A 12801-nucleotide genomic window follows, 5' to 3' on the forward strand; every position below is an offset into this window, starting at 1 on the left:
GAGGAGCAGCGGGTCAGCCCAGCATGTCCTCGATGAGGTCGGCGGCCCGCGAGGTACCGCCCTCCGCCCGCGCCTCGGCGCGGAGCGCCGCCGAGCGCCTGGCGACCTCCGGATCGGCGACCAGTTCGGTCAGGGCGGTCCGCAGGGCCTCCGCGGTGGCCTCGTCGGTGTCGATGCGGCGGGCCACGCCCAGCTGGACGAGCCGGTCGGCGTTCATGAACTGATCGGCGGCCTGGGGGACGGCGATCATCGGCGTGCCGGTGAACAGCCCTTCGCTGCTGCCGCCCATGCCCGCGTGGGTGACGAAGGCGTCGGCCTGTTCCAGGATCGCCAGCTGGGGCACCCAGGAGTGCACTTCCACATTGGCCGGGATGGCGCCGAGCTCCGCGGGGTCCGTGTACTTGCCGATCTGGAGCACGACGTGCCAGCCGGGCAGGTCGCCGTAGGCGGCCAGGCACTGGCGGTAGAACTCCGGCCGCTTCGTGAACGCCGACCCCAGCGAGACCAGCAGCACGTTCTCGGCATCGGCGGGACGCGTCCACTCCCCCGTGTCCGCCCGGGTGCCGAAACAGGGGCCGACGAAGGTGACCGTGCCGGTGTCGACCCGGTCGGCGTGCGGCTGCATCGCCTTCGGGATCAGCGCCAGGGACCGCGCTGGCGGCCCGCAGAAGGTCTCCACATCGCCGGTGGTCGCCCCGCAGTCGGCGAGCCAGCGGGTGAACCTGGCCAGGTAGGCGTCGGCGCCCGGCAGCTGCCACAGGGCCGCGGCGACCTCCTGGTCGTACCCCTCCCAGCCCACATAGGTCGGGGACAGCTGCAGGAGGGGGCGGTCCTGTGTCTCGCCGAGGACGCGCGCGGGGTAGGCACCGATGTCGTAGAGATACAGGTCCGCGGGGCCGCGGTCGTAGACGGCGCGCAGCTGCGGGAGCGCCTGGACCGCGTCGTCGAGGAAGACGCCCATCGCGCCGATGGGGTCCTCGGGCCAGTCGTTGTCGGCGACCGGCAGCACGGAGCTGTAGGGGACGAACTCGGCGCCGGTGGCCTCGATCAGCCCGGCCACCGCCGGGTCGTTGGCGTAGGTCACCCGGTGGCCCCGGGCCACCAGCTCCCGGATGACCTCGAGGCTGGGCAGGACGTGGCTGACGGCGGGGATACCGATCATCGCGACATGGGCACGGCGACGTGAGGTGCGACGTGACATGGAGGATCACTTCTTTTCAGATCTGCGGTGAATGGGACACAGTGATCCGGTGCGCCGGCCACGGGAGCGAAACACCGTGGGCGCACTCGGATGCGGCGGGACGGGGTGCGTGCCCCGCCCCTGTGTCAGCCGTAGATCTGATACATGAAGTACATGCCGGGGACCCTAACCCGTCCCCGTACGCACGCGCACGGGGTTTTCGGGATGCCCCACCGGTCCGCTCAGTCCTCCACGACCAGCGCCGGGGTCTCCTTGGTCAGCACCTCGCCGCGGAAGAACGACGGGCTGCGGCGCTGCATCACCAGCATCAGCACCACGCCGAGCAGCAGCAGACCGACACCGATCACGAACACCGAGCCGACCCCGAAGACCGACGAACCGGAGCCGTACGCGGGGTCCCACATGTCGTAGAGGGTCTTGCCGAAGACCGCGGTGAGCAGGATGCCGCCGACGACCGGGAAGAGGCCCTTGAAGACCAGGTCGCGGAGGGAGCGCGTCAGGTCGGCGCGGAAGTACCAGGCGCAGGCGAAGGCCGTCAGCGCGTAGTAGAAGCAGATCATGAGGCCGAGCGCGTAGATCGTGTCGACCAGGACGTGTTCGCTGACCAGGGTCATGACCGTGTAGAAGACACCGGTCGCCACGCCCGCCGTGACCGTGGCCTTCCCCGGGGTCCGGAACCGCGGGTGGACGCGGGCGTACGAGGCGGGCAGGGCCTCGTACGTGGACATCGCCAGGACCGTGCGGGCCACCGGGATGAAGGTGGTCTGCAGGCTGGCGGCGGCGGAGGCGAGCACGGCGATGAAGAGCAGGACGCCGAGGCCGGGGCCCATGACCGGGCCGGCGAGTGCGGCGAAGACGTTGTCGGAGGTGTCCGGGTTGGCGAGGCCGAGACCGGAGCTGCCGGAGCCGACCGCCATCTGGGCGGCGACACCGGTCGCCAGGTAGGAGCCGACGAGCACGACCATCGCGATGAGAGCGGCGCGCCCGGGGGTCTTCTCGCTGCCGATGGTCTCCTCGTTGGCGGTCAGACAGGTGTCCCAGCCCCAGAACATGAAGATCGACAGCGAGAGGCCCGCCGTGAACGCCGCGAACGACTGCACCGCGAACGGGTTCAGCCAGGACCAGGAGAAGTGCAGCGACGAGGTGAACTCCCCGCTGTGCGCCTTCTGCAGGGCCATCGCCACGAACAGTGCGAGCACGACGAGTTGAAGGCCCACCAGGGCGTACTGGATCCCCTTGGTGGCCGTCATGCCCCGGTAGCTGATCGCCGTGGCGACCGCGATCAGGATCAGACAGGTGAGGATGTGGACGGGCTTGCTGTCGTCCAGAGCGGCGATCGAACCACTGCCCGTGATCTCGCCCGCGAGAAGCCAGAAGTACGAGGTGGCGACGCCCGCCAGGTTCGACAGGACGATGATCGTCGCGATGACCAGGCCCCAGCCGCACATCCACCCGACACGCGGGCCGAATGCCTTCACCGTCCAGGTGAAGGAGGTTCCGCAGTCCGGCATGGCCTTGTTGAGTTCGCGGTACGCGAAGGCGACGAGCAGCATCGGCAGGAAGCCGGCCAGGAAGACGGCGGGCATCTGCACGCCGACCTCTCCCGCCGTGGAGCCGAGTGTGGAGGTGAGGCAGTAGACGGGGGCGACGGTGGAGATACCGATGACGGCGCTGCCCATCAGGCCGACGGAGTTTCCGCCGAGGCCCTTGCCACGTACTCCGCCGTCGGCCGGGGCGTCGCCCCGTACCGTCTCTCCGGCCTGCGGCCGAGCGTCCAGCTGTGTCATGAAAAGGACGTTAAGCGCTGCGATATCCACATCCGGAGGCTGAGACTCCACTCTCTCAGCCTTGAATTTCAGGTGTCAAAGTGCCCAAGCGGGAGTGAATTGAAGGCAATTAGCGACTAACAGCCCACTAACGAGAGGTCGATACTCGATCGCAGCACCGTACGGGAATCGCAGCACTGTCCGTTTTGTTGGGATTCAAAATTTTCCCGTGGGTGTCCGTTCAGCGGACACCCACGGGAACACGTACACCGCTCACCGGTTCAGCCCGGCCAGACGATCGCCTGGAGTTCGCTGTACGCGTGCAGGGCGTACGAGCCGACGTCGCGCCCGACACCGCTCTTCTTGAACCCGCCGAACGGGGCCTCCATGTTCCGCCCGATGGTGTTCACGCCGACCCCGCCGGCGCGCAGCCGCCGGGCCACCCGGAACGCGCGTGCCACGTCCGAGGACCAGACGTAGTCGATCAGCCCGTAGTCGCTGTCGTTGGCGAGTGCGATGCCCTCCTCCTCGTCGTCGAAGGGGACGACCACGACGACCGGGCCGAAGATCTCCTCGCGGACGACGCGCATGTCGTTGGTGCAGTCGGCGAGGAGGGTGGGCGCGACGTAGAAGCCCCGGTCGGGTCCGGCCGGGCGTTCGCCGCCCGTGACGGTCCTGGCCCCCTCCTTCCGTCCCAGCTCGATGTACGACTCGACGCGATCGCGGTGGGCGGCGGAGATGACCGGCCCGACGACCGTGCCCCTGAGCGTCGGATCACCCACCGTCAGATGGCCCGCGTACGCGGTGAGCCGTTCGATCAGGGCGTCGTGGGCCGCGCGCTGGACGAGGACGCGCGTCGGAGCCGTACAGATCTGGCCGCTGTAGAAGGAGAACGTGGTGCCGATGCCCGCCGCCGCGGAGTCGAGGTCCGCGTCGTCGAGGACGACGGCGGCACCCTTCCCACCCAGCTCCATCAGCTGCCGCTTCATGGAACGCCCGCACACCTCGGCGATGCGCTGCCCGACGGCGGTGGAACCGGTGAAGCTGACCATGTCGACGTCCGGCGAATCGACGGCCGCCTCCCCCACGTCCGGGCCCGACCCGGTGACGACGTTGACGACGCCCGCCGGGACACCGGCCTCTTCGAGCGCCTCGGCCATCCGGTAGACGGAGAGCGGGTCCTGCGGTGCGGGTTTCACGACGACCGTGTTGCCCATGGCGAGTGCGGGGGCGATCTTGCCGGCCGGGTTGGCCCAGGGGTTGTTGTACGAGGTGATGCAGGTGACGACACCGACCGGCTGGCGTACGGCCAGCGCCCCGAAGACTCCGGCCCGGCCCATCGGACCGGCCTCGTTGATCTGCGGTGCGACGGCTTCCTCGACCGGCTCCAGGGCGCCCTTCGCGTACCGGCGGAAGCGGGCGGCGCCGACGGCGACCTGCATGCCCCTGGCCGTCGCCGTGGTGGCGCCGCTCTCCGCCTGGGCGAGCGCGGCGTTGCCGGTGAGGTCGCGCTGCATCAGGTCGGCGGCCCGGTCGAGGATCGTGGCCCGCTCCTCGGGGCGGGTGCGGGACCAGGTGCCGAACGCCTCGCGGGCCGCGGATGCCGCCGCGTACACCTGCGTCCGGCTCGCCTCGGGGGCGAGGCCGACGACGTTTTCCGTCGCCGGGTTGATCACCTCGTAATGGCCGTGGTCCGGTTCGGTCCACTCGCCGCCGATGAAGAGGCGCTGGGGTGTGGTCACAGTGTGCTCACCGTCCGGGTGTCGCGGCCCGAGCGGAGCACCGTGCCGGGAACCGCGCCCGTCACCTTGTCGTCGCGCAGGGTCTCCACGCCGTTGACCCGGACCGACACGATGCCGATGGCCTTGGAGTCGAGGCGGGGACTGTCGCCGGGCAGATCGTGCACGAGGGTGGCGGGCCCGGCGTCGATGCGTTCGGGGTCGAAGAGGACGAGGTCGGCGTGGAAGCCCTCCTCGATCCTGCCGCGGTCACGAAGCCCGAAGAGGCGGGCGGGGTCGTCGGTGAGCATCTTGACGGCCTGTTCGAGGGGGAGGAGCTTGCGTCGGCGCAGGCAGTCGCCGAGGAAGCGGGTGGTGTACGGGGCGCCGCACATCCGGTCCAGGTGCGCGCCCGCGTCGGAGCCGCCGAGCATGACGTCCTCGTGTTCCCAGGTCTGCCGTCGCAGCGCCCAGGAATCGGGGTCGTTGTCGGTGGGCATGGGCCACAGCACCGTACGCAGGTCGTCGGCGGCGCAGATCTCGACGAGGCAGTGGAAGGGGTCCTGGCCGCGTTCGGCGGCGATGTCGCGGACGACGCGTCCGCCGAGTCCCTCGTTGGCCGCGCTGTACGTGTCCCCGATGACGTACCGGCCGAAGTCGGCGAGCCGGCGGAAGACGCCGGCCTCCTTGCTGTCGGCGCGGCGCAGCATCTCGGTGCGGGTGGCGGCGTCACGGAGCCGTTCGATGCGTTCGGGGACGGGGAGGGCGAGGATGTCGCCCCAGCCGGGGATGAGGTTGAGGGCGCAGAAGGTGCCGAGCGACATGTTCATGGGAGTGAGGATCGGCATGGTGAGGGCGACGATCCGGCCGCCGGCCCGCCGGGCGCGTTCGCTGGGGACGAGCTGGCGGGGTACGCGTTCGGGGACGGCGGCGTCGATGGTGAGGACGTTCCAGTTCAGCGGGCGTCCGGCGGTGGCGGTCATGTCGACGAGGAGGTCGATCTCCTCGTCGGAGAACTGGTCGAGGCAGCCCGCGACGATCGCTTCGAGCTGGGTTCCCTCGTGTTCGCCGACGGCGCGGGAGAGGGCGAGGAGCTCCTCGGGCAGCGCGTGCCGGGAGGCGACCGGTTGCCCGTCCCCGTCGGAGTGGGTGGCGGACTGGGTGGTGGAAAGGCCCCAGGCCCCGGCGTCCATGGCGTCGTGGAAGAGCTCCAGCATGGCGGCCATCTGCCCGGGTGTGGGCTGTCCGCCGATCGCGTCGGCGCCCATGACGTGTCGGCGCAGGGCGCAGTGGCCGACCATGAACCCGGCGTTGACGGCGATCCGTCCTTCGAGGGCGTCGAGGTATTCGCGGAAGCTGGACCAGGTCCAGTCGACGCCCTCCTCCAGGGCCTTGAGGGCCATGCCCTCGACCCGCGCCATCATGCGGCGGGTGTAGTCGGCGTCCTCGGGGCGTTCGGGGTGGAGCGGGGCGAGCGTGAATCCGCAGTTGCCCCCGGCGACGGTGGTGACGCCGTGGTTCATGGACGGGGTGGCGTACGGGTCCCAGAAGAGCTGGGCGTCGTAGTGGGTGTGCGGGTCGACGAAGCCGGGGGCGAGAACGAGTCCGGTGGCGTCCTCGGTGGTGACGGCCTCCTCGGTGAGCGTGCCCGGTTCGGCGATGACGGCGATGCGCCCGTCGCGGAGGCCGATGTCGGCGGGGTACGAGGGTCCGCCGGTGCCGTCCACGACGGTCGCTCCGCGGATGAGGTGGTCGAGCATGACGGGGTTCCCTTCTGTGGTGTGTGCGCGGCCGGGGTGCGCACGGCCGCGTCGCGCACCCCGGCCCCACGGAGCGGCGGTCCGGGAAGACGCCGCTGGTCGGGGGAATCAAGCGTCTCCGGCGTTTGAGGAGCGGAGGTCGGGGGCGCAGCCCCGGGTTACGGGAAGGGGCGGGTAGGGGAACAGGCCCGCCCGCAGGCGCACCCACCGGCGCCGCCCGCACCCGGCCGCCCGCCCACGCCCCTCCCAACGCCCCCTAGGCCCCCCGGAACCGCGAGGTCCGATGCACCGGATCCGTATCGATCTCCGGAATCACGTGCTCCCCGATCAGCCTGATCGAGTTCAGCGTGTCCTCACGGCTCATCCCCACCGGCAGCCCGAAGCTCAGCTGATCCGCCCCCGCCTGCTCCCACCGCTTGCACTGCCGCAGCACCTCGTCGGGATCGCCGCAGATCATCAGCTCCTCGGCGATCAGGAGCTCGATGATCTCCTCGGAGTACTCCGGCAGCAGCTCGGGCCACTCCGGTATGCCCTCGGGCCGGGGGAACGTGTCGTGGTAGCGGAACAGCAGCGACTGCAGGTAGTTCAGCCCGCCGCCCACCGCGATCTCGACGGCCTTCGCGTGCGTCTCGGCGCAGATCGCCGTGGAGGTGACCATGACGTTGTCGTTGACGAAGTCCCCGACGGGTTCGGCATCCTTGACCGCCGTCTTGTAGGACTCGACGACCCACTCCATGTCGGAGACCTTCTGCACGCTGAAGCCCAGCACGCCGAGCCCCTTCTTCCCCGCCATCGCGTACGAGGACGGCGAACCTGCCGCGTACCACATCGCCGGGTGCGACTTCCCGTACGGCTTGGGCAGGATCTTGCGCGGCGGCAGGGACCAGTGCTTGCCCTGGAAGCCGGCGTACTCGTCCTGGAGCCACATCTTGGGGAACTCGGCGATGGTCTCTTCCCAGAGTTCCTTGGTGTGGTTCATGTCGGTGATGCCCGGCATGAAGCCCAGGATCTCGTGGCTGCCGGCCCCGCGCCCGGAGCCGAATTCGAAGCGGCCCTCGGAGAGGTGGTCGAGCATGGCGACCTTCTCGGCCACCTTCACCGGGTGGTTGACGGGGGCGAGCGGGTTGAAGATCCCGGACCCGAGGTGGATGCGGTCCGTGGCGTGCGCGAGGTAGCCCAGGTACACATCGTTGGCCGAGAGATGCGAGTACTCCTCCAGGAAGTGATGCTCGGAGGCCCAGGCGTACTTGAAGCCGGACTTGTCCGCCTGGATGACGTACTCGGTCTCCTCGATCAGCGCCTTGTGCTCTGCCCCGGGGTCGGTCCTGGCCCGCGCGGCGGGCACGTACCCCTGTACAAAGAGCCCGAATTCCAAGGGGGTTCACCGTCCTCAATCGTTTCTGACGCTTCGTCAGTTCGTGATGCGTCCGACTGTTCCACCGGCCCCCGCACCCGTCAATACCTGACGCACCGTCAGACAGGACCAGGGGGCCCTTCAGAACAGGCTGACGCCCGCCAGCCAGCCCCCGTCGATGACGAACGGCTGCCCGGTGATGTACGAGGAGTCGTCCGAGGTCAGGAAGAGCGCCAGCGCCGCCACCTCCTCCGGCCGCCCGATCCGCCCCAGCGGTACGAGCTTGCGGTACAGCTCGGCCACCGCCGCCCTGGACTCCTCCGGGTCCGCGGTCGGGTCCAGCGCCGCCGGGTTGGTCATCGCGGTGTCCACGGCCCCGGGGCACAGCGCGTTGACCCGTATCTTCTTTGCCGCCAGCTCCACCGCCGCCACCTTGGTCAGCCCGAGCACCGCGTGCTTGGTGGCGGCGTACGCGCCCACGAACGCCATGCCCGTGAGCCCCGTGTACGAGGCCGTGTTGACGATGGTCCCGCCGCCCGCGGCCTCGATCTCGGGCGCGACGTTCTTGATCCCGAGGAACGCGCCCACCTGGTTGACCTGCACCACCTGCTGGAACTCCTCCAGCGGCGTGGCCACCAGCTCGTTGAACCGGAGGATCCCCGCGTTGTTGACCAGCCCGTCGATGCCCCCGAAGGCGTCCTTCGCCGCGGCGACGGCGGCCCGCCAGTCCTCCTCCCGGCTCACATCCAGATGGACGAACCGGGCGGCGTCCTCCCCCCGCTCCTCCCTCAGCCCCTTGGCCAGCGCCTCACCCTGCTCGTCGAGCACATCGGCGATCACCACCCGCGCACCCTGTGCCGCGAAGAGCCGCGCCTCCTGCTCGCCCTGCCCGCGCGCCGCACCGCTGATCAGCACGGTGCGCCCGTCCAGCTTGCCCATGACCTGACTCCTACCTGTCGAGATGGGGTGCGACCTCGGCGGCGAACGCCGCCATCTGGTCGGTCAGTTCGCTACGGCTCCGGCTGCGGAACCGCACCTGGATCTGGTGAACGCCCATGGCCCCGTAAGCGCGCAGCGACTCGGCGAGGACCTCCGGCATTCCGGCGAGGGTGCGCCGCCCCACGGACCACTCCGGCTCACCGACGTACAGCGGCTCGGTGATCGCGCCGATGACGATCGGGTCCTCGATCCCGGCCGCCTCGCGCAGCTCCTTCAGCCGGGCGATCTGCGCGGGCAGCTTCTCCCGCGGATCGCCCTGCGGCAGCCAGCCGTCGCCCCGCACCGCGGCCCGGCGCACGGCGGCGGGCGAGGAGCCGCCCACCCAGACAGGCACCCGCTCCTGGGCCGGTCGCGGCAGCTGCCCGAGCCCGGCGAAGGAGAACCGTTCCCCCGCGAACTCGGGGTACTCCTCGGGCCCCAGCGCCGCCTTCAGCGCGTCGATGGTCTCGTCGAGGACCCCACCCCGGCCGTCGAAGTCCGCCCCGAGCGCCTGGAACTCCTCCGGTACGTGCCCGGCCCCGACGCCGAGGATCAGCCGGCCGCCGCAGAGGTGGTCGAGGGTGGCGTACTGCTTGGCGGTGGCCAGCGGGTGCCGCAGGCCGACGACGGCGACATGGCTCATCAGCAGGACGCGCTCGGTGATCCCGGCGAGAAAGGAGAGCGTGGCCACCGGGTCGTACCAGACGGTACCCATGACCCCGGCGAGCCGCCGCGGGATCGCGACGTGGTCGCAGCTCGCCAGGTAGGCGAAGCCGGTACGGTCCGCGGTGCGGGCGATCTCGGCGAGATCGGCGGGGGTGGCCACGGCCTCCCACCCCTCGGCATAGATGGTGCTCTGGGACTGGACCGGGAGCTGCATCCCGTACGGCAGCGGCCCGGTGAGCGGTATCGGCACCGAACGGCCTCCTTCCCGTCTGAATCTGACGTACCGTCACTTGACGGCGCGGGGGCCATCGTCGTACCTGACGTCGCATCAGACAAGGGGCGGGAGCGGGCGCCCGGTGCGCCGCGGCAGGAGGCAACCGCCGCCGTCCCCTCCGCCCGCCGCGTGTCCCGGACATGTCCCGGACGCCGGAGCCCCTCGCCGGCGCCGCCGAATGCTGCCACGTTGCAGTCGACACGAACACCGATCAGGAGGCAGCCGACATGTCCGACCAGAACCGGGCCCGGTACACGAGGGCCGCCATGGCCCTGGCACTGACCGCCGCGGCGGTCACGATCAACGCCTCGGCCGTGACCGCGGCAACCGCACTGCCCGCCGCCACATGCAGCCAGGCGGCGCCCACGGCCGCCGAGAACCCGTACAGCACGGTGCACACCGCGCTCGACGCGGCGCCGCTGCGCATGGCTCCGTACGAGAAGTGCACCCGGCTGCAGACATACACGGCCGGAAGCACGATCCGGGTGTCCTGCTACATCGTCAACGACCACGGCAACACGTGGTCATACGTCCGCGGGGCCGGCTGGGTCTGGGACAACCACCTGTCCGGAGGCGGATCCCCGCACCCCTGCGTCTTCTGACGGCACGGCCGCACCCGGTGGGGGAGCCGGGTGCGGTCTCCCCCGGAGATCCCGGAGATCCCGGACATGCCGGGGCCGGGAAGAGCGGACGTCCACTTCGATGCCTCGGCTTTCACTCGATGGGTGACACGCGGGGTCCGGACGGATGGGCAGGATCACCAGGCCTGAACCGCCCGCGGCCAGGCAGTTCCTCGTCCACGCAAAGAGAAGGAGCACGTCTTGAAGCGCATGGGACTTCTGTCCGCCCGCACACTGATCACCGCAGCCGCATCGGTCCTGCTGATGGCCGGTAGCGCGCAGGCCGCCGCACCGGCGAAGTACGCGACGCACGCGGAGGCCACCGCCGTGCTCAAGAAGGCGGGAGTGACCTCGACGTCCAGCGGAAACTGCTCCGACTGGAACAAGAAGTCGTGCACGTCGTTCACCCGGATCAACAAGGCGTCCGTCGCCGGTGTCATCGCCTTCAAGAAGGCCAGCGGCTGCAAGGTGATCATCACCGGAGGAACCGAGGCGGGCCACGCCTCCGGTACGTACAGCCATCGCAACGGATACAAGACGGACATCTCCACCAAGGTTGCGTGTGTCAACACCTACATCACGCGCAAGTTCGCCAAGGCGGGGAAGCGCAGCGACGGCGCCGCCCTGTACAAGTCCCCGGCGGGAAACGTGTACGCGAACGAGGGCAGCCACTGGGACGTCACGCACTACAACAGCAAGGCGTAGCACTCCACGCCCTGACATGAAGTGACGCGACGTCCGTCCGTCTGACATCGCCAGGCGGACGGACGTCGCCGCGCACCGCGTCGATACGGGCGACGTCGCCGACTCGCCGTACGGGTCGCCGCATGAGGAGCGAAGGGTGCGAGGCGCGGCCGGATCCCGGCGAGCGTCAACAGACCTGGCCTGTGCGTTGTCGCCGGTACGGGTGCGGCCGCTCAGCAGTTCGGGATCACGGTTCCGTTGTTGTCCCGGGCCTCGTCATTGCCCCAGCGGGACAGGTAGTACGCCGAGACGTACGCGCCGCGCCCGTTCTTGCCCGCGTACACCGTGTCCAGGTCCGTCTTCAGCCACCAGTGGTTGTAGCTGGAGCCCGAACCGACCTGGGCGCCCCACACCTTGCAGTAGACGTAGTTCGTGCCGGCGTTCAGCACGCCCTGGGCATCGGCCGTGTTGGGTGCCGCGTAGCCCGTGGCGTTGGCGAAGGTGTCGACCCAGTACTTACCGCCTCCGCCGCCACCGCAGCCGTTGTCGCTGGTCAGGTACTTGCTGTAGTAAGAGCCCGGGTACGGGGCCAACGACTGCCCGTTGATCGCGATGGTCTGGCCCACGCCGTTGTACAGCTGCTCGTAGTGGATGTGGGCGCCGCTGCTGTTGCCGGTGGAACCGGTGATGCCGATCTGCTGGCCCTGGGAGACGGAGGCACCGTCGGCGACGGAGTACGAGGCGAGGTGGAAGTAGTACGTCTGCCAGCCGCCGCCGTGATCGATGGCGATGTAGTTGCCCGCACCGCTGGGCTGGGAGTAACGGTGGGCGGTCCCGCCGGACGAGGCGAGGACCGCGGTCCCGGCCGTGGCGCCGCCATCGGTGCGGACGAAGTCGAGGGCCGATCTGACCTCAGCCGAGTGGTGGCTGTAGGTCCAGGTCTGGCCGCAGGGGAACGGCGCCTTGAAGTTCGGGGCCGCGGCGGCGGGGGTCGCGGTGAGCAGCCCCGCGACGAGGGCCACCAGGCCCAGCAGGGCAATACGTATCGAGCGCATGCGCGGTCATCCTCCGAGTCGATTCCGAGTGGAGCACCGAGGTACGGGGGGAGCCTTCCGGGTTGAACGGACCTAAGAGTGCCGGAAGTTCGATTGCCCCGTAAGACCTGTGGAGCTCGGCGGAAACGACATGGAGCTGCCGCAGCAGAAGACCCTTCATCTGCTGCGGCAGCGACCACGGGAGCTGCCTCGAACCCTAAGTGGGTTCCTGGCGATTCCCCTTCGAACTAGTCACTTCACGAACTGGCGGGGATGCAGACCGCGTAAGACTGGACGGTCTCCGGGGTGGCACCGTTGTTGTACGCGGAGACGTGCCAGGTGTTGGTCGGGGTGTCCGGGTAGCTCGCGGTCCAGGTGATGTCGTTGTTCTGCAGCTGGTTCACGGCACCTCCCCCGGTCAGCACAGTCCCGGCAGGGCACACAGCAATGATGTCCTGGACGCTGCCGCCGGCGGGAATGAGCGTGGCGGCGCTGGTCGCCGTCTGAGACGGGCCGACAGGTCCCGTCGCGCCGGTGGCGCCGGTCGGACCGGCCGGACCGGTCGCACCATCGGCACCGTTGGTGCCGGCCGCACCCGTCGGACCCACAGGACCCGTCGCACCAGTCGCACCATCAGCACCATTGGTACCAGCCGCACCCGTCGGACCCACAGGACCCGTCGCACCAGTCGCACCATCAGCACCATTGGTACCAGCCGCACCCGTCGGACCCACAGGACCCGTCGC

General features: G+C 69.8%; 11 protein-coding genes. 2 read left to right on the plus strand and 9 right to left on the minus strand.

The genetic code is table 11. From position 1 onward, the window contains the following. Positions 1–13 precede the first annotated feature (13 nt). The 7 genes from ACFU8Q_RS25445 to ACFU8Q_RS25475 form a co-directional block, all read right to left on the minus strand. The gene (locus ACFU8Q_RS25445; protein WP_384457755.1) at positions 14–1201 is read right to left on the minus strand and encodes a macrolide family glycosyltransferase; all 1188 of its coding nucleotides are present in this window, start codon (positions 1199–1201) and stop codon (positions 14–16) included. Positions 1202–1422: 221 nt separating this feature from the next. Beyond that, on the minus strand, positions 1423–2988 hold the full coding sequence (locus ACFU8Q_RS25450) for an APC family permease (RefSeq protein ID WP_384457757.1): 1566 nt from the start codon (positions 2986–2988) through the stop codon (positions 1423–1425). 260 nt (positions 2989–3248) lie between these two features. Beyond that, positions 3249–4709, minus strand: a complete 1461-nt coding sequence (locus tag ACFU8Q_RS25455; protein WP_384457759.1) for an aldehyde dehydrogenase family protein — start codon at positions 4707–4709, stop codon at positions 3249–3251. Continuing rightward, positions 4706–6445 (minus strand): amidohydrolase family protein, encoded by a 1740-nt coding sequence (locus ACFU8Q_RS25460; RefSeq protein ID WP_384457761.1) that lies wholly within the window; start codon positions 6443–6445, stop codon positions 4706–4708. Before ACFU8Q_RS25460 ends, ACFU8Q_RS25455 begins: the two co-directional genes overlap by 4 nt. 256 nt (positions 6446–6701) lie before the next feature. Beyond that, positions 6702–7820 carry an LLM class flavin-dependent oxidoreductase gene (locus tag ACFU8Q_RS25465; RefSeq protein ID WP_384457763.1) on the minus strand — a complete coding sequence of 373 codons (1119 nt, stop codon included), beginning with the start codon at positions 7818–7820 and terminating at the stop codon, positions 6702–6704. Positions 7821–7940: 120 nt separating this feature from the next. Beyond that, the gene (locus ACFU8Q_RS25470; RefSeq protein WP_384457765.1) at positions 7941–8738 is read right to left on the minus strand and encodes an SDR family NAD(P)-dependent oxidoreductase; all 798 of its coding nucleotides are present in this window, start codon (positions 8736–8738) and stop codon (positions 7941–7943) included. A 10-nt stretch (positions 8739–8748) separates the two neighbouring features. Beyond that, positions 8749–9657, minus strand: coding sequence for a TIGR03619 family F420-dependent LLM class oxidoreductase (locus ACFU8Q_RS25475; RefSeq protein ID WP_384457777.1), 909 nt, complete (start codon positions 9655–9657; stop codon positions 8749–8751). A gap of 287 nt (positions 9658–9944) precedes the next feature. On the opposite strand from ACFU8Q_RS25475, the gene ACFU8Q_RS25480 reads away from it, so the two are divergent. Both ACFU8Q_RS25480 and ACFU8Q_RS25485 read left to right on the plus strand, forming a co-directional pair. Further along, entirely contained in the window at positions 9945–10319 is a 375-nt protein-coding gene (locus tag ACFU8Q_RS25480) for a hypothetical protein (RefSeq protein WP_384457767.1), read from the plus strand. A gap of 228 nt (positions 10320–10547) precedes the next feature. Continuing rightward, on the plus strand, positions 10548–11042 hold the full coding sequence (locus ACFU8Q_RS25485; RefSeq protein ID WP_384457779.1) for a hypothetical protein: 495 nt from the start codon (positions 10548–10550) through the stop codon (positions 11040–11042). A 212-nt stretch (positions 11043–11254) separates the two neighbouring features. Here ACFU8Q_RS25485 and ACFU8Q_RS25490 read toward each other — a convergent pair whose 3' ends face one another. Beyond that, positions 11255–12076 carry a M23 family metallopeptidase gene (locus tag ACFU8Q_RS25490; RefSeq protein ID WP_384457769.1) on the minus strand — a complete coding sequence of 274 codons (822 nt, stop codon included), beginning with the start codon at positions 12074–12076 and terminating at the stop codon, positions 11255–11257. A 236-nt stretch (positions 12077–12312) separates the two neighbouring features. Then, on the minus strand, positions 12313–12459 hold the full coding sequence (locus tag ACFU8Q_RS25495; RefSeq protein ID WP_384457771.1) for a hypothetical protein: 147 nt from the start codon (positions 12457–12459) through the stop codon (positions 12313–12315). Between the last annotated feature and the right edge of the window lie 342 nt (positions 12460–12801).

The organism is Streptomyces sp. NPDC057543 (genome assembly GCF_042801895.1).
GTDB lineage: Bacteria > Actinomycetota > Actinomycetes > Streptomycetales > Streptomycetaceae > Streptomyces.